Consider the following 17,227-nt stretch of genomic DNA (forward strand, 5'->3'; position numbering starts at 1 on the left):
TGGTGCCCGGCAACAAATGCGAAACGCAGGTGCCGCCGGTCAAGGACCTGGGCGACGGCCATCAGAGCCTGTGCTGGTTGTCCGACGACGTGCTGGCGACGATGGAGCCGGTAATCAGTTTCGCCAAGGATCACGCTGCAAACGAGGGCGTACCCGAAGATGCGCCACATGGGACAGGTCCCGGCTTTGCGGGCGCTGCGCCGCGTCGCCCTCGCGGCAAGACGGCCAAGCCCGAGGCTGGTAAGCTCGGCGGTGCGGTGGAAGAAGCAGAAGCTTCCGGCAGTGCGCGTCGCCACGAGGTCAGAAGCGAACGGGGTGGCCAGGGTGCCGGCGCGGCGCGCCGGTCGGCTTCGACGGTTGCGCCTTTCGAGGAAACGCACGTAGGCAGCGGGCGTCAAGCCCTGGACGAAAGGGCGCCATCCGCGTTCGCCGCCGGAAAGAAGGTCGCTTCCGCCGGGACCGAGCGTCCGAAGGCTGCGGCCGTAAAACGGCCTTCCGGTGCCAAACAGGCGGTGCGCGCGAAAATTTCGCCGCGCGAGCAGGAAGCGGCGGCGCTGATAGCGCGCAAGCCGGCGGCTGGCTCTTCGACGCCAGTCGACCGCAACCGTCCGTCCGGCATCGCAAAGCCGAAGTCGCCGGACGACCTGAAATTGATCGCCGGCGTCGGCCCGAAAATCGAGACGATCCTGAACGGGCTCGGCATTTATCGCTTCGAACAGGTCGCGGCATGGAAGAAGGCCGAACGCGAATGGATCGATGCGCATCTACGCTTCGGCGGGCGGATCGAGAGGGACGATTGGGTGCGTCAGGCCAAGGCGCTCGCCAAGGGGGGCGAGGCGGAATATGTCCGTGTGTTCGGGAAGAAGCCGAGGTAGCGCGCCAGTTTTAGTGGCCCCGCGTGCGTGCCGATATGCCGGTCAGTTGCAGCCCCGCAATTGATCGGCATAGTTGCGGGCCATCTGCTCGGTGTCGCGGGCGTAGCGTTGCAGGCTGGCGTTGCTTTTCCAACTGCCGCGCTTGTAGGCGGTCCAGCCGGAATAATAGGCCAGATAGAGATTGAAGGTGTCGTTCTTGGCGACGCCAAGATTGTCGGCCGTTTTTTCGTGATACCAGCCGACGAAGTCGACGGCGTCCGCGAAATTGGTGCGGCGGGCGGTAAAATTGCCGCTCTCGCGGACATATTGCGACCAGGTGCCGTCCAGCGCCTGCGAAAAGCCTGTCGCGCTGGATTGGCGTTTCCACGGGATGAAGCCGAGCAGCTTGGTGCGCGGCGGCTTGGCGTTCGCCTTGAAGCCGGACTCCTTGCGCACCGTCGCCATCAGCACGGGAACCGGCACGCCATATTTGCGCTCGGCGCGCTGGGCGGCGGATTGCCAGTTGTTGAACCAGCCGTCGCGCTGGTCGAATACCGCGCAGATGTTGTTGATGTGACGCGGCGGCGTGGCGCAAGCCGAAAGCGCCAGCAGGCCAAGAACCGGAACAATTATACTAAAACGCAACGCAACCATGCGCCGAGCTTTAGGCGAAAAACATAAAGGGTTCCTTTCGAGGTTTGTTAACGATTGACCGGCGTCGCCCGTGCTGCCGGTCAATCGTTGGAAAATAGCGCCCCGTTCCCGCTACCGCGTCGGCGCGACCAGCGCGAAATGTGCGCCCTGCGGGTCGGTGCAATTGATGACCCAACTGCCGCCGGGGACTTCCATCGGGTCCATCAGCACCTTTCCTCCGCCGTCGTTAACCCGCGTCGCGGCGGCGTCGATGGCGGGCACGTTGAAATAGAACTGCCACGCCGGCGTCGGCATCTGCTCGGGCTTGTTCATGATGCCGCCGGTGGGTTCGCCGCCGACCTTGAATATCCGGTAGAGGCCCATTTCGCCCATATCGAAGGGCTGGTCCTTCTCCCAGCCGAATTGGCTCGTGTAGAAATCAAGCGCCGCCTGCGAGTTGGTGGTGTACAGTTCGTGCCAGCCGATATGACCGGGTGTCGTCATCGGCACGGGCGGCTGGTCTGGGCCGTTGGGCTGGAGGAACATGAAGATCGCGCCTTGCGGGTCGGCGACCACGGAAAAGCGGCCGACATCGGGAATGTCGTCAGGCGCGCGGTGGATCGTTCCGCCTGCCTTCTTGACTGCCTCGGTGGAGGCGTCGGCGTCATTTGTGTGGATATAGCCGAGCCAGGCCGGCGGCATGCCCATCTGGCGTGCATCCTCAGGCAGGGTCATCAGCCCGCCGATACCGCGATCGCCGGCATTCATAATCGTGTAGCGCGGCATGCCGGCCGATGTCTCGAAGGGCTGCGCCGTCCAGCCGACCACATCGGTATAGAACGCTTCGGCGGCATCGATATCGGTGGTCATCAGTTCATACCAGAAGAAGGATTGCGCAGTTTTTGGCATCGAAGGCTCCTCTCTGTTTTTCCGTTCGTAACGGGCTACCCATCATAAGACGCAAAAGGTGACGGCAACCCGACAGGCGCGGTAAAAATATGTTTCGGGGGAGGTGCAGAAATCTGAAAACATGACAAAAGTTATCATGTTATTTTTAAGCGATTTCAGGCACTTGCGCAAAAAATTGACCAATTGATAAAAAAATAAAACGTGCTAGCCTTCCCGAAATTATAACAAATGGGGAATGCGGAATGGCGACTGGTCATTTCAAAGCAGGCATAGAGGCGGGCCGGCTCTCGCCGGAAACCTATGCCGACAATTTTTCGGACCTGCATCCGCCGCTGGATCATCACGAGGCGTTGGTCGAGTCCGACCGCTGCTATTTCTGTTACGATGCGCCGTGCATGCATGCGTGCCCGACCTCGATCGACATTCCGCTGTTCATTCGCCAGATTTCGACCGGTAACCCGATCGGTTCGGCCAAGACCATTTTCGACCAGAATATTCTGGGCGGCATGTGCGCCCGCGTCTGCCCCACGGAAACGTTGTGCGAAGAGGTCTGCGTGCGTGAGATCGCCGAGGGCAAGCCGGTGCAGATCGGGCGGCTGCAGCGCTATGCCACCGACATCGCGATGGCCGAGGACAAGCAGTTCTACGAACGCGCGGCCCCGTCCGGCAGGAAAATCGCCGTGGTCGGCGCCGGCCCGGCCGGGTTGGCGGCGGCGCATCGGCTGGCCCGTCACGGCCATGAAGTGACGGTGCTGGAGGCCAAACCCAAGTCGGGCGGGCTGAACGAATACGGCATTGCCGCCTACAAGAGCACCGACGATTTCGCCCAGTTCGAAGTCGATTATGTGACCGCTATCGGCGGCATCGACATCCAGAATGACATGCTGCTCGGCCGCGATTTTCAGCTTTCCGACCTGACCGGAGATTATGACGCGGTGTTCCTGGGCATGGGGCTTGGCGGCATCAATGCGCTCACGGCCGATGGCGAAGATGCGTCGGGCGTGGAAAATGCCGTCGAATTTATCGCCGAACTGCGCCAGGCGAGCGATCTTTCCAGCCTGCCGGTCGGGCGGCGCGTCGTCGTCATCGGCGGCGGCATGACGGCCATCGACGCGGCGGTGCAGTCGAAGCTGCTCGGCGCGGAGGAAGTGACGATCTGCTACCGGCGTGGGCAGGAGCATATGAACGCTTCCGGCTTCGAGCAGGATCTGGCCTCGGCCAACGGCGTCACCATCCGCCACTGGATGCAGCCGAAGCGCGTGATTTCCGAGGGCGGCAAGGTCAGCGGCATCGAACTGGAATATACGCTGCTGGAAGGTGACCGGCTGATCGGCACCGGCGAGACGCTGACGCTCAACGCCGACCAGGTGTTCAAGGCCATTGGCCAGACTTTCGTGCCGGCGGCGCTCAACGGCAGCGGCGCTTCGATCGAACTGGAAGGCGGGCGCATCAAGGTCGATGCGGAAGGCCGCACTTCGCTGGCCAAAGTCTGGGCCGGCGGCGACTGTGTGCGTGCCGGCGAGGATTTGACGGTGACGTCCGTGGCGCAAGGGCGTGACGCCGCCGAAAGTATTCATCGGGCACTCACCTCTAACGGGAGGGCATGAGCATGGCAGACATTCGCAACAACTTCGTCGGCATCAAGTCGCCCAATCCGTTCTGGCTGGCCTCCGCGCCGCCGACCGACAAGGCCTACAACGTCGTGCGCGCCTATAAGGCCGGCTGGGGTGGCGTCGTGTGGAAAACGCTTGGCGAGGAAGGCCCGCCGGTCGTCAACGTCAACGGCCCGCGCTATGGCGCGATCTGGGGGGCGGACCGCCGCCTGCTCGGCCTCAACAACATCGAACTCATCACCGATCGCGCCTTGCAGCTCAATTTGCAGGAAATCAAGCAGGTCAAGCGCGATTGGCCGGACAGGGCGCTCGTCGTTTCGCTGATGGTGCCTTGCGAGGAAGAAAGCTGGAAGGCGATCCTGCCCGCGGTCGAGGAAACCGGGGCGGACGGCATCGAACTCAACCTCGGCTGTCCGCATGGCATGTCGGAGCGTGGCATGGGCTCTGCCGTGGGCCAGGTGCCCGAATATATCGAGATGCTGTCGCGCTGGTGCAAGCAATATACGCGCATGCCCGTCATCATCAAGCTGACGCCCAACATCACCGATATCCGCCATCCCGCCCGCGCCGCCAAGCGCGGCGGCGCCGACGCCGTGTCGTTGATCAACACGATCTCGTCGATCACCTCGGTCAATCTCGATACGTTTTCGCCCGAACCGTCGATTGACGGCAAGGGCAGCCATGGCGGCTATTGCGGCCCGGCGGTCAAGCCGATCGCGCTGCACATGGTGGCCGACATCGCGCGCGACCCCGAGACCCGTGGCCTGCCGATTTCGGGCATCGGTGGCATCACGACGTGGCGTGACGCGGCCGAGTTCCTGGCGCTGGGGGCTGGCAATCTGCAGGTCTGCACGGCGGCCATGACCTACGGCTTCAAGGTCGTGGAGGAAATGATCGAGGGCCTGAAGAACTGGATGGACGAGAATGGCCATGCCACGCTGGACGACGTCATCGGGCGCGCCACGCCCAACGTCACCGATTGGCGGTATCTCAACCTGAATTATGTCGCCAAGGCGCATATCGACCAGGATGCCTGCATCAAATGCGGCCGCTGCCACATCGCCTGCGAGGACACGTCGCACCAGGCGATCACCTCGATGCTCGATGGCGAACGGCACTTCGAGGTGATGGACGACGAATGCGTCGGCTGTAATCTTTGCGTCAACGTTTGCCCGGTCGAAGGCTGCATCACCATGGTGCCGCTGGCGGCAGGCGAACTGGACGAGCGCACCGGCAAGCCGGTTTCGCCGATCTACGCCAACTGGACGACGCACCCGAACAATCCGGCGGCCAAAGTCGCCGCCGAATAGTTCCTCCCAGGCCAGGCGGGATCGCTTCGAGGAGAAGCGGTTCCGCCTGCGCTTGAGGCGTGGCGGCCGTGCCATCTATCCAGCCTTTTCCTGAACTGCATCCATGTTCCGGCTTTCTGAATTTCAGGAAGTGTCAGGAGGGTTTCTTTTTTCGTTCGCTCTTATTGAAGATAAAAAATATCCACGATATTTTTGGTCCATGATTAGGGAAGAGAACCGATGAAACTGGGCGAAGGCGTGGAAGCGGCCATCCATTGTGCCGCGACGCTTGCGGGCGTCGAGGGCGATGCGACGATGCCGGGGGCCGCACTTGCGATGCAGTTCGGCCTGTCGCCGAGTTATCTGCTCAAGCACCTCAATGCGCTGACGGCGGCGGGCGTGCTGGAATCGGTGCCGGGACCGGCAGGCGGCTACCGGCTGGCGCGGGCGGCGGAGCGCATATCGCTGCTCGATATCGTGCTGGCGGTGGAGGGGCCGCAACCGGCATTCCGCTGCGGCGAAATCCGGCGCGACGGCCCGGTGAAGTTGCCGGCATCGGCTTATGTCAAGCCGTGCGGCATCAATGCCGCGATGCTGCGGGCCGAAAAGGCCTATCGCGCAGCCCTCGCAAACGAAAAGCTTTCCGACATCGTGGCGCAGTTCATGGTCGAGGCCGATCCCCGTTCGGTCGCGGCCGGCTGCGCCTTCGTGGAGCGCCATCAACGCCCACAGAAATCCAGCTCTCCCAAGCAGTAAAGAAAGGAAAGACGATGAAACAGAGATTGCAGTTTTACGCCAAGGCGCCGGAACTCATCAAGCAGGTGCAGGCGCTTAACAAGGCCGTCGACGAGTGCGGATTGGAACGTTCGTTGCTGCATCTGGTCAAGCTGCGCGCCTCGCAGATCAACGGCTGTTCGTTCTGCGTCGACATGCACAGCAAGGAAGCGTTGCAGGACGGTGAAACGCAGCAGCGGGTTTTCCTGGTTTCGGCCTGGAAGGAATCGCCGCTGTACTCCGAGCGCGAGCGCGCTGCCTTCGCCTATACCGAAGCGGTAACCCTGATTTCCAACGCCGGCATGCCCGATGCGCTTTATGAAGCGACGCTGAAGCACTTTTCGGAAGAGGAACTGGTCAAGCTCAGCGTGGCCATCGGCGTGATCAACGTGTGGAACAGGCTGTGCGTGCCCTTCCACGCGCTGCATCCGATGCCGGCGGCAAAGGCTGCCGCCTAAGGAAACGGTGGGCGCGGCCTGCAAGAAAGCGGGCCGCGCCTTTCCGCATCAGCCCTTCGGCTTCAAGCCTTCGATGAACAGCCTTTCCAGAAACCGGGCGGCATCCTCGAAGCGGGTTTCCCCGCTTCGGTCCGGCCCCAGCACGGCGCGCACCTGCACGTCGAAGTCGGCATAGTGCTGGGTGGTCGCCCAGATCGAGAAGATCAGGTGGTAGGGATCGGTGTGGGCGATGCGGCCTGAGCGCACCCAGCCTTCGACTACGGCTGCCTTTTCATCGACCAGCGCTTTCAGTTCGCCTTCCAGCAGCGGCATGATGCGCGGCGCGCCTTGCAGGATTTCGTTGGCGAACAGCCGGCTTTCGCGGGGAAAATCGCGCGCCATTTCCAGCTTTCGGCGGATATAGGCGCGTAATTCGGTCAGCGGATCGCCGACATCGTCGAGTTCGCGCAGCGGCTGCAGCCAGGTATCGAGCAGGCGCTGCATCAAGGCTTCGTGGATGTCTTCCTTGCGGCGGAAATAATAGAGCAGGTTCGGCTTCGACATCGATGCCGCGTCGGCGATCTGGTCGATGGTAGCGCCGCGAAAGCCATGCGCGGCGAATACTTCCAGCGCCGCTTCCAGAATGATCTCGCGCTTTTCCTGCTGAATGCGTGTACGGTGAGGGGCGGGCGCTTCCATGCGGGTTCTACCCCTTTTGCGGCAAGGCGTCGGGCAATAACTGGACCAATATGCTGGACCAGTTTTTGTTGGCCTGTGGAGCGCGCTTTCGATACCGCATTTCGGCTACTTAGTCCCTTGACCGCCGCCATGGCGGTGCTAACGTTTGTCCAAACGGTCAAAAATTGCGTAGCATGAAAATGCGCCCAAGACCAAGCGTTGGCCACACGAAACAAGTTTTTTGAAAGGATAGCTTGGTCATGTCGAACCGGCTCAAGGTAACGCCGAACGATCTTAGTGCATTCTGGATGCCGTTTACGGCCAATCGCCAGTTCAAGCAGACGCCGCGCATGCTGGTCGCTGCCAAGGACATGCATTACACCTCCAGTGATGGCCGCCAGATCATGGACGGCACCGCCGGCCTGTGGTGCGTCAATGCCGGCCATTGCCGTCCCAAGATCACCGAGGCGATCTCCCAGCAGGCCGCCGAACTCGATTACGCGCCGGCCTTCCAGATGGGTCACCCGATCGTGTTCGAACTGGCCAACCGCCTGGTCGACCTCGCGCCCGAAGGTATGGACCATGTGTTCTTCACCAATTCCGGTTCGGAATCAGTCGAAACCGCGCTGAAAATCGCGCTGGCCTATCATCGCGTCAAAGGCGAAGGCTCGCGCACCCGCCTGATCGGCCGCGAGCGCGGCTATCACGGCGTCAATTTCGGCGGCATCTCGGTCGGCGGCATCGTTTCCAACCGCAAGATGTTCGGCACGCTTTTGACCGGCGTCGACCACATGCCGCACACGCATTTCCCCGACAAGAACGCGTTTTCGCGCGGCGTGCCGGAGCATGGCGGCGATGTCGCCAGCGAGTTGGAGCGGATCGTCGCGCTGCATGACGCCTCGACCATCGCGGCCGTCATCGTCGAGCCGGTTGCCGGTTCCACCGGCGTCATCCTGCCGCCGAAGGGCTATTTGCAGAAGCTGCGCGAAATCTGCACCAAGCACGGCATCCTGTTGATCTTCGATGAAGTCATCACCGGCTTCGGCCGTCTCGGCACGCCGTTCGCGGCCGATTATTTCGGCGTCATCCCCGACATCATGACCACGGCCAAGGGCGTTTCCAACGGCGTCATCCCGATGGGCGCGGTGTTCGTGAAGAAGGAAATCCACGACGCCTTCATGACCGGGCCGGAACACATGATCGAGTTCATGCACGGCTACACCTATTCGGGCAACCCGATCGCCTGCGCGGCGGCTTTGGCGACGCTCGACACCTACAAGGAAGAGGGCCTTCTGACGCGTGGCGCGGAACTGGCGCCCTATTGGGAAGATGCGCTGCATTCGCTGAAAGATGCGCCGAACATCATCGATATCCGCAATATCGGCCTTGTCGGTGCGATTGAATTGTCGCCGATTGCCGGCGAGCCGACCAAGCGGGCGTTTTCGGCGTTCCTCAAGGCATTCGAACGCGGCCTTTTGATCCGCACGACCGGCGACATCATCGCGCTGTCGCCGCCGCTGATCATCAGCAAGGGCCAGATCGACGAACTGGTCGATACCGTTCGTGACGTGTTGAAAGCCATCGACTGATGGAGCGTCCCCAGGCGACACATGAGGTACTCATCGACGACGATAAGGTGCGCGTGACGCGCTGGGACTTTGTGCCCGGCGCGGAAACCGGCTGGCATCGGCACGGGATGGACTATGTGATCACCACGGTGACGCCCTGCAGCATGCTTCTGGAAGAGCCCGGCGGAGGAAGCCGCCGGGTCGATATGGAGGCTGGCATAGCTTACCGCCGGGGGGAAGGTGTCGAGCACAATGTCGTCAATGCGGCGAGTGCGCCGATGTCGTTTGTGGAAGTTGAATTGAAGAACTGAGGATCTGAGAAAACATGGCCGCACCCGGCGAGAATCTGCGAATCAATTCAGACCGTTTGTGGGATTCGCTGATGGAAATGGCGAAGATCGGCCCCGGCATCGCCGGCGGCAATAACCGCCAGACAGTAACCGACGAGGACGGCGAAGGGCGCCGCCTGTTCAAGCGCTGGTGCGAGGAAGCGGGGCTTGAAATGGGCCTCGACCAGATGGGTACCATGTTTGCCCGCCGCGAAGGCACCGACCCCGACGCGCTGCCGGTTTATGTCGGCAGCCATCTCGATACGCAGCCGACTGGCGGCAAGTTCGATGGCGTGCTTGGCGTTTTAGGCGGGCTTGAAATCATCCGCTCGCTCAACGATCTCGGCATCAAGACCAAGCACCCGATCGTCGTCACCAACTGGACGAACGAGGAGGGCGCGCGCTTTGCGCCTGCCATGATGGCGTCCGGCGTTTTCGCCGGCGTGCTCGACCAGGCGGACGTCTATGCTCACACCGACAAGCAGGGCAAGAAGTTCGGCGAGGAACTGGAGCGCATCGGCTGGAAGGGCGACGAGAAAGTCGGCGACCGCAAGATCCACGCTTTCTTTGAACTGCATATCGAGCAGGGGCCGATCCTCGAGGATGAACTCATCGATATCGGCGTGGTCACGCATGGACAGGGCCTGAAGTGGCTGCAAGTGACGCTGACCGGCAAGGAAGCGCATACCGGCTCGACGCCGATGCCCAAGCGCCGCAATGCCGGGCTCGGCATGGCGCGGGTGATCGAACTCGTCCACGAAGTGGCGATGGACTACCAGCCGGACGCCGTCGGTGCTGTCGGCCACATGGAAGTCTTTCCGAATTCGCGCAACATCATCGCCGGCAAGACGGTGTTCACCGTCGATATCCGCTCGCCGGAAAAGGAAGTGCTCGACGCCATGGACGCGCGCGTCCGCGAGGGCGTGGCGACGATCTGCGAGGCGCTCGACATCCAGTTCGAGATCGAGCAGGTCGGCCATTTCGATCCGGTCACCTTCGATGAGGGCTGCGTCAAGGCGATCCGCGACGCCGCCGACCGGCTCGGCTATTCGCATCGCAACATCGTTTCGGGTGCGGGCCACGACGCCTGCTGGATCAACCGCGTCGCCCCCACCGCCATGGTGATGTGCCCGTGCGTCGACGGGCTGAGCCACAACGAGGCCGAGGATATCTACCAGGATTGGGCTTCGGCGGGTGCCGACGTACTGTTCCACGCGGTGGTCGAGACGGCGGTGATTGTGGAGTGAGTTGAATCGCTTGCCGAACGCAGCTCACAAGAAGCGCGAATAAACTAGGGAACTGAGATAATGACCAGGGTAATCAAGAACGGCACCGTCGTCACGGCCGACCGCAGCTTCAAGGCCGATGTGTTGTTCCAGCACGGCACCATCGTCGCCATCGGCGCGGGCCTGCATGCCGACCATGAGTTCGACGCGACCGGTTGCTACGTGATGCCGGGCGGCATCGACCCGCACACCCATCTCGAAATGCCGTTCATGGGCACCTATTCCGCCGACGATTTCGAGAGCGGCACGCGCGCCGCCCTTGCCGGCGGCACCACGACGGTGGTCGATTTCTGCCTGCCCGCGCCGCAGCAATCGCTGCTCGAAGCCCTGCAGATGTGGGACAACAAGACCTCGAAGGCGTCCTGCGATTATTCGTTCCACATGGCGATCACCTGGTGGGGCAAGCAGGTGTTCGACGAGATGGCGACCGTCGTCGACAAGGGCATCAACTCGTTCAAGCACTTCATGGCCTACAAGGGCGCGCTGATGGTGGACGACGACGAGATGTTCGCGTCGTTCCAGCGCTGCGCGGCTCTTGGCGCGCTGCCGCTGGTGCATGCCGAGAATGGCGACGTGGTGGCGGCGCTCAGCCAGAAGCTACTGGCCGAGGGCAATAACGGCCCCGAGGGCCATGCGTTCTCGCGGCCGCCGGAAGTGGAAGGCGAGGCGACCAACCGCGCCATCATGATCGCCGACATGGCCGGCGTGCCGCTCTATGTCGTGCATGTGTCGTGCGAGCAGAGCCACGAGGCCATCCGCCGCGCGCGCCAGAAGGGCATGCGCGTGTTCGGCGAGCCGCTGATCCAGCACCTGACGCTGGACGAGAGCGAGTATTTCGACAAGGACTGGGACCATGCGGCGCGCCGCGTGATGAGCCCGCCCTTCCGCAACAAGATGCATCAGGATTCGCTGTGGGCCGGCCTGCAGGCGGGTTCGCTGCAAGTGGTGGCGACTGACCATTGCGCCTTCACCACCGCGCAGAAACGCACCGGCGTCGGTGATTTCACCAAGATCCCCAATGGCACCGGCGGGCTTCAGGACCGCATGCCGGTGCTGTGGACCAGGGGCGTCAACACCGGCCGACTGACGATGAACGAATTCGTCGCGGTCACCTCTACCAACAGCGCAAAAATCCTCAACATGTACCCGAAGAAGGGCGCCATCGTCGAAGGCGCGGACGCCGACATCGTCGTGTGGGACCCGAAGCGCAAGAAGACGGTCTCGGCCAAGGACCAGCAGTCGGTGATCGACTACAACGTGTTCGAGGGTTTCGAACTGACCGGCCTGCCGCGCTTCGTGTTCACGCGCGGCGAACTGGCGATCGAGGAAAACAAGGTCGAGACCCGGCCCGGCCACGGCCAGTTCGTGGCGCGCGATCCCAACCCGGCTGTGAACAGGGCGCTTTCGACGTGGAAGGAAATTTCCGCGCCGCGTAAGGTGGAGCGCACCGGCATTCCGGCCACCGGCGTTTGATGCCGGGCCTGCATTCGGCAAGTGAAGAAAGAGCCAGCTTGAAGCCAGCACACAACACCGTCGTCGAGACGAAGGCGCTCGGCCTTACCTTCCATACGGCGGACGGCCCGGTAGAGGCGCTTTCCAGCATCGACCTCGGCATCGAAAAGGGCGAGTTCGTTTCCTTCATCGGCCCTTCCGGCTGCGGCAAGACCACGCTGCTGCGGGTCATCGCCGACCTCGAAAAGCCGACATCGGGCACGATTTCGATCAACGGCATGAGCGCCGAGCAGGCACGCCAGAAACGCGCCTATGGCTATGTCTTCCAGGCGTCGGCGCTGTATCCGTGGCGCACCATCGAGCGCAATGTCGCGCTGCCGCTGGAAATCATGGGCCTGCCCAAGGCCGAGCGGGCGGCGCGCATCCAGCGTACGCTAGATCTGGTCAACCTTTCCGGCTTCGAGAAAAAGTATCCGTGGCAACTGTCCGGCGGCATGCAGCAGCGCGCCTCGATTGCCCGAGCGCTGGCCTTCGATGCCGATCTTTTGCTGATGGACGAACCGTTCGGCGCGCTGGACGAGATCGTGCGCGACCACCTCAATGGGCAGTTGCTCGAATTGTGGGCGCGCACCGACAAGACGATCTGCTTCGTCACGCACTCCATTCCCGAGGCGGTTTACCTGTCCACGCGCATCGTCGTCATGTCGCCGCGTCCGGGGCGTGTCACCGACATCATCGAATCCACGCTGCCGAAAGAGCGCCCGCTCGATATTCGCGAGACGCCGGAGTTTTTGGCGATCGCGGCGCGGGTTCGCGATGGCTTGCGGGCAGGGCATAGCTATGAGGATTGAGGCGACCATGTGCGTCCTTCGGGGCTCGCTGCGCTCGCACCTCAGGATGAGGGATGTTGTGGCATTTGAGCCCATGGTGTTGCGCGCTCGATGCACAAACGGAAGAGCGTTGGACGCTTAGATGGATCGCCTTCGCGACAAGATCGTCCCTGTCACCACGCTTCTGGCGCTGCTGGTTGTCGGCTGGTACGCGTTTGCCGTGGTGCTCAACGGCCCGTTCCAGCGCGATCTCGACAGGCGTGCTGGCGAAACGCCGAGCTATTCCGAGTTCCTGGTCAAGACCTGGTCACAGCCCAAGCCGACCTTGCCGGCACCGCATCAGGTGGCCCAGAACTTCTTCAAGACCACGTTCATGGTCAAGCCGTGGAGCGCGCGCAGCCTCGTCTATCATTCGTGGGTGACACTGTCCTCGACCTTTGTCGGCTTCGTCTTCGGGGCGGCACTTGGCATCTTGATCGCAGTCGGCATCGTGCATTTCGCCTCGCTCGACCGCAGCCTGATGCCGTGGATCATCACCTCGCAGACCATTCCCATCCTCGCCATCGCACCGATGGTGGTGGTGGTGTTCGCGGCCATCGGCATTACCGGCCTGTTCCCGAAAGCGCTGATTTCCACCTATCTGTCGTTCTTCCCGGTCGCGGTCGGCATGGTGAAGGGGCTGCGCTCGCCGGACCTGCTCTATCTCGACCTGATGCACACCTATAGTGCCAGCAAGCCGCAGATTTTCTGGAAGCTGAGGGTGCCGGCGTCGATCCCGTATCTGTTCGCTTCGATGAAGGTGGCGGTTGCCGCAAGCCTGGTCGGGGCCATCGTCGCCGAATTGCCGACCGGCGCGGTCGCGGGCATCGGCGCCAAGCTGCTGGCCGCTTCCTACTACAGCCAGACCATCGAAATGTGGGCCGCGCTCGTTGCCGGCTCGCTGGTCGCGGTGATCCTGGTGGCGCTGGTCGGCATTGCCGGCCGCATCACCGACCGCGCCATGGGCGGGAGGCCGGCATGATGTGGGGTTATTCCTGGCAGGCGATTGTCGCGCTGGTTTTAAGCATTGTGGGCGTCGCCTTCGAAGCCGGTGCGGCGCACGGGGCGGCCGATGTGTGGCCGTCGCTCGGTCTTGTCGCTGTGACGACGGTGGTTTCGGCCTTGGCGACGGCGCGTCCTCGGGTCGAGGCGCTGGTGCTTTTCGTCGGCGCGCATCTGGCGGCCTGGCTGTTGCTTGCTGGGATCACCGGCCACGAGGGCAATGCGGGCGTTTCTTTCTACTTCGCGCTGGCTGGCGCGTGGTTGCTGGCATGGCGCTGCGCGACGGTGCTTTCTTCGCTCAAACCGTCGGGCAGGGCAGAGTCCATCGCGCTCACGCTCATCATCCCGATCATCTTCGGCGCGTGGATACTCATCCTGTGGGAGGCCATTGTTCGCGGCGCGGGCATCCCGTTCCTGCTTTTGCCGCCGCCGAGCGCGATTGCGGTGCGGATGGCGGCTTCGGCTTCGGTGCTGGCCGCCGACGTTCGGCAGACGATCTTCAAGGCGGTGATCGCCGGCTATGTGATCGGCTGCGCTTCAGGTTTTGCTGCCGCCATCGCCGCCGACCGCTTCGTGTTCCTGCGGCGCGGGCTTTTGCCCATCGGCAACATGGCGGCAGCGCTGCCGATCATCGGCGTGGCGCCGATCATGGTGATGTGGTTCGGCTTCGACTGGCAGTCGAAGGCGGCAGTCGTCGTGGTCATGACCTTCTTCCCGATGCTGGTGAACACCGTTGTCGGCCTCACGGCCTCGGGCCACATGGAGCGCGACCTGATGCGCACCTATGCGTCCGGCTACTGGCAGACGCTGTTCAAGCTCAGGCTGCCGGCGGCGATGCCGTTCATCTTCAACGCGCTCAAGATCAATTCGACGCTGGCGCTGATCGGCGCCATCGTCGCCGAATTCTTCGGCACGCCGGTCGTCGGCATGGGCTTTCGCATCTCGACCGAGGTCGGTCGCATGAACATCGACATGGTGTGGGCGGAAATCGCGGTTGCAGCCGTCGCCGGTTCGGTCTTCTATGGCGCAGTCGCCCTGGTGGAGAGGGCAGTGACGTTTTGGCATCCGTCTATCCGTGGTGGCTAGGCGAACTTCAGAGGTGGAAAAAACAATGAAAAGACTGATTGTTTCCATGCTGGCCGGCGCCATGTCGCTGGCGGCGGTACAGGCCTGGGCCGCGGACCAGGTGACGCTGCAGCTCAAATGGGTGGCGCAGGGTCAGTTCGCCGGCTATTTCGTGGCCAAGGACAAGGGGTTCTACAGCGACGAAGGCCTCGACGTCGACATCAAGCTCGGCGGGCCGGATATCGCGCCGGAGCAGGTGATTGCCGGCGGCGGCGCGGACGTCATCGTCACCTGGATGGCGGCAGCGCTTGCGGCCCGTGACAAAGGCGTCAATCTCGTCAACATCGCCCAGCCCTTCGCCAAGTCCGGCCTCGAACTGATCTGCCCCAAGGACGGCCCGGTCAAGACCGAAGCCGACTTCAAGGGCCATACGCTGGGCGTCTGGTTCTTCGGCAACGAATATCCGTTCTATGCCTGGATGAACAAGCTTGGGCTGCCGACCGAAGGCGGGCCGGACGGCGTCACCGTTCTCAAGCAGAGCTTTGACGTGCAGCCGCTGATCCAGAAGCAGGCGGATTGCATTTCGGTCATGACCTACAATGAATACTGGCAGGCGATCGATGCCGGCTTCAAGCCCGAAGACCTGATCGTGTTCAACTATACCGCGCTCGGTAACGACCTGCTCGAAGACGGGCTTTATGTCCTGGCCGACAAGCTCAAGGACCCGGCCTTCGACGACAAGATGGTCCGCTTCGTGCGCGCCTCGATGAAGGGCTGGCACTATGCCATCGAGCATCCGGACGAAGCGGCCGGCATGGTCATCGACGCCGGCGGGCAGGATGAGAACCACCAGAAGCGCATGGTCGGCGAAGTCGCCAAGCTGATCGGCTCAGGCAAGCTCGATCCAGTTACCTATGAGCGCACGGCCAAGGCGCTGCTCGACCAAAAGATCATCGCCAAGGCACCGGAAGGCGCCTACACGACGGAGATCACCGACAAGGCGCTCAAATAAGGCGCTTTATACCTGATACATAGGAACGGCGCTTCTGGCCATCGGTCAGAGGCGCCGTTCTTTTTTCGGGCAATGATTTGCGTGAAATCGGCTCCGGTTAGGCGCAAATAGCAGGACGATCCGTCACCAGTGGCGTAGCTTGGCGATGTTCAATTTCGAAGGACCCTGCCATGCCCGCGCCAAAACCGTCCCGAACCCATATCGGCAACCACCGTCTGCATCCGGAAACCATGATGCTGGGCTATGGCTACGATCCGCTTCTGTCGGAAGGCTCGGTCAAGCCGCCGGTGTTCCTGACCTCGACCTTCGTGTTCAAGAGCGCGGAGGAGGGCAGGGATTTCTTCGACTACACATCGGGCCGCAAGGAACCGCCGAGCGGCGGTGCGGGGCTGGTCTATTCGCGCTTCAACCACCCCAACAGCGAGATCGTCGAGGATCGGCTGGCGATCTACGAGGAGACGGAAAGCTGCATCCTGTTTTCGTCGGGCATGTCGGCCATCGCTACCGCCGTGCTGACTTATGCGCGGCCGGGCGACGTGGTGCTGCATTCGCAGCCGCTTTATGGCGGCACGGAAACACTGATTGCGCGTACGCTGGCTGGTTTCGGCATCGGCGCGGTTTCATTCTCGAACGGCGTGGACGCGGATGCGGTGCGCAAGGCGGCGGAGGAGGCGGCTGCCAAGGGGCGGGTGTCGATCATCCTGGTGGAAACGCCGTCGAACCCGACCAACAGCGTCATCGACATCGCACTTATGCGCGTGATTGCCGACGAGCTTGGCGAAAAACAGGGAAGCCGCCCGGTGGTGATGTGCGACAATACGCTGCTTGGGCCGGTGTTCCAGCGACCGGTCGGGCTAGGGGCGGACCTGTCGCTCTATTCGTTGACCAAATATGTCGGCGGCCATTCGGACCTGATCGCCGGCGCTGTCATGGGCTCGAAGGCGGTCACCCGCCCGATCAAGCTCTTGCGCGGGGCCATCGGCACGCAACTCGATCCGCATTCCTGCTGGATGCTTGGCCGCTCGCTGGAGACGCTGTCGATCCGCATGGAACGCGCCAACAGCAATGGCCGTCTGGTCGCCGAATTCCTGCGCGACCATGCCAAGGTCGGCAAGGTGCATTACCTGCCGTTCCTGGAGGAAAACACGCCGGCGGCGCGCGTCTTCAGGGCGCAGTGCAGCGGTGCCGGCTCGACCTTCTCCTTCGACATTGTCGGCGGGCAGGCGGCGGCATTCGCGTTTCTCAACGCGCTTCTGGTGTTCAAGCTGGCGGTCAGCCTTGGCGGCACGGAATCGCTGGCCAGCCATCCGGCGGCGATGACGCATTCGGGTGTGCCGGCAGATGTGCGCGAGCGCATCGGCGTGCTGGACTCGACCATCCGCCTGTCGATCGGCGTCGAGCATCCCGACGATCTCATCGCCGATCTGGCGCAGGCGCTGACTAGCGCCTGACGCTCC

General features: G+C 62.5%; 16 protein-coding genes and 1 pseudogene. 14 read left to right on the forward strand and 3 right to left on the reverse strand.

What is annotated here, in order from left to right; genetic code table 11:
- Positions 1-875, forward strand: a pseudogene (locus ACX3P1_RS10150) (peptide ABC transporter ATP-binding protein); the annotation flags it as partial.
- A 42-nt stretch (positions 876-917) separates the two neighbouring features.
- On the opposite strand, the gene ACX3P1_RS10155 reads toward ACX3P1_RS10150, so the two are convergent.
- Positions 918-1,508: a transglycosylase SLT domain-containing protein gene (locus ACX3P1_RS10155; RefSeq protein ID WP_459079457.1), complete on the reverse strand. Its 591-nt coding sequence runs from the start codon at positions 1,506-1,508 to the stop codon at positions 918-920.
- A gap of 111 nt (positions 1,509-1,619) precedes the next feature.
- Positions 1,620-2,396, reverse strand: coding sequence for a VOC family protein (locus ACX3P1_RS10160; RefSeq protein WP_459079458.1), 777 nt, complete (start codon positions 2,394-2,396; stop codon positions 1,620-1,622).
- A gap of 242 nt (positions 2,397-2,638) precedes the next feature.
- Here ACX3P1_RS10160 and ACX3P1_RS10165 point away from each other — a divergent pair, with 242 nt between their 5' ends.
- The 4 genes from ACX3P1_RS10165 to ACX3P1_RS10180 all read left to right on the forward strand — a co-directional run bounded on the left by ACX3P1_RS10165 (position 2,639) and on the right by ACX3P1_RS10180 (position 6,530).
- Positions 2,639-4,003, forward strand: a complete 1,365-nt coding sequence (locus tag ACX3P1_RS10165) for an NAD(P)-dependent oxidoreductase (RefSeq protein ID WP_459079459.1) — start codon at positions 2,639-2,641, stop codon at positions 4,001-4,003.
- 2 nt (positions 4,004-4,005) lie between these two features.
- Positions 4,006-5,319, forward strand: a complete 1,314-nt coding sequence (preA, locus tag ACX3P1_RS10170; RefSeq protein ID WP_459079460.1) for an NAD-dependent dihydropyrimidine dehydrogenase subunit PreA — start codon at positions 4,006-4,008, stop codon at positions 5,317-5,319.
- Positions 5,320-5,538: 219 nt separating this feature from the next.
- Entirely contained in the window at positions 5,539-6,054 is a 516-nt protein-coding gene (locus tag ACX3P1_RS10175; RefSeq protein ID WP_459079461.1) for an RrF2 family transcriptional regulator, read from the forward strand.
- Between the two features lie 14 nt (positions 6,055-6,068).
- Complete coding sequence (locus ACX3P1_RS10180; RefSeq protein WP_459079462.1) at positions 6,069-6,530, forward strand: carboxymuconolactone decarboxylase family protein; 462 nt, start codon at positions 6,069-6,071, stop codon at positions 6,528-6,530.
- A gap of 48 nt (positions 6,531-6,578) precedes the next feature.
- On the opposite strand, the gene ACX3P1_RS10185 is transcribed toward ACX3P1_RS10180, so the two are convergent.
- A complete protein-coding gene (locus ACX3P1_RS10185) occupies positions 6,579-7,208 on the reverse strand; it encodes a TetR family transcriptional regulator C-terminal domain-containing protein (RefSeq protein ID WP_459079463.1) in 630 nt (209 codons plus the stop codon).
- Between the two features lie 239 nt (positions 7,209-7,447).
- Between ACX3P1_RS10185 and aptA the strand changes: the two genes are divergently transcribed.
- The 9 genes from aptA (at position 7,448) to ACX3P1_RS10230 (ending at position 17,221) form a co-directional block, all read left to right on the forward strand.
- Positions 7,448-8,776: an omega-aminotransferase AptA gene (aptA, locus tag ACX3P1_RS10190; protein WP_459079464.1), complete on the forward strand. Its 1,329-nt coding sequence runs from the start codon at positions 7,448-7,450 to the stop codon at positions 8,774-8,776.
- Positions 8,776-9,066, forward strand: a complete 291-nt coding sequence (locus ACX3P1_RS10195; protein ID WP_459079465.1) for a cupin domain-containing protein — start codon at positions 8,776-8,778, stop codon at positions 9,064-9,066. The genes aptA and ACX3P1_RS10195 overlap by 1 nt, the downstream gene beginning before the upstream one ends.
- A 14-nt stretch (positions 9,067-9,080) precedes the next feature.
- Complete coding sequence (locus ACX3P1_RS10200) at positions 9,081-10,331, forward strand: Zn-dependent hydrolase (protein WP_459079466.1); 1,251 nt, start codon at positions 9,081-9,083, stop codon at positions 10,329-10,331.
- A gap of 60 nt (positions 10,332-10,391) precedes the next feature.
- Positions 10,392-11,843 carry a dihydropyrimidinase gene (gene hydA, locus ACX3P1_RS10205; protein WP_459079467.1) on the forward strand — a complete coding sequence of 484 codons (1,452 nt, stop codon included), beginning with the start codon at positions 10,392-10,394 and terminating at the stop codon, positions 11,841-11,843.
- Positions 11,843-12,673, forward strand: coding sequence for an ABC transporter ATP-binding protein (locus ACX3P1_RS10210; RefSeq protein WP_459079468.1), 831 nt, complete (start codon positions 11,843-11,845; stop codon positions 12,671-12,673). The genes hydA and ACX3P1_RS10210 overlap by 1 nt, the downstream gene beginning before the upstream one ends.
- A 121-nt stretch (positions 12,674-12,794) precedes the next feature.
- Positions 12,795-13,673 (forward strand): ABC transporter permease, encoded by an 879-nt coding sequence (locus tag ACX3P1_RS10215; protein ID WP_459079469.1) that lies wholly within the window; start codon positions 12,795-12,797, stop codon positions 13,671-13,673.
- Entirely contained in the window at positions 13,670-14,779 is a 1,110-nt protein-coding gene (locus tag ACX3P1_RS10220) for an ABC transporter permease (RefSeq protein ID WP_459079470.1), read from the forward strand. Before ACX3P1_RS10215 ends, ACX3P1_RS10220 begins: the two co-directional genes overlap by 4 nt.
- A 25-nt stretch (positions 14,780-14,804) precedes the next feature.
- Positions 14,805-15,770 carry an ABC transporter substrate-binding protein gene (locus tag ACX3P1_RS10225; protein ID WP_459079471.1) on the forward strand — a complete coding sequence of 322 codons (966 nt, stop codon included), beginning with the start codon at positions 14,805-14,807 and terminating at the stop codon, positions 15,768-15,770.
- A 170-nt stretch (positions 15,771-15,940) separates the two neighbouring features.
- Positions 15,941-17,221, forward strand: coding sequence for a cystathionine gamma-synthase family protein (locus tag ACX3P1_RS10230; protein ID WP_459079472.1), 1,281 nt, complete (start codon positions 15,941-15,943; stop codon positions 17,219-17,221).
- Positions 17,222-17,227: the final 6 nt, after the last annotated feature.

The organism is Mesorhizobium sp. A623, assembly GCF_054489405.1.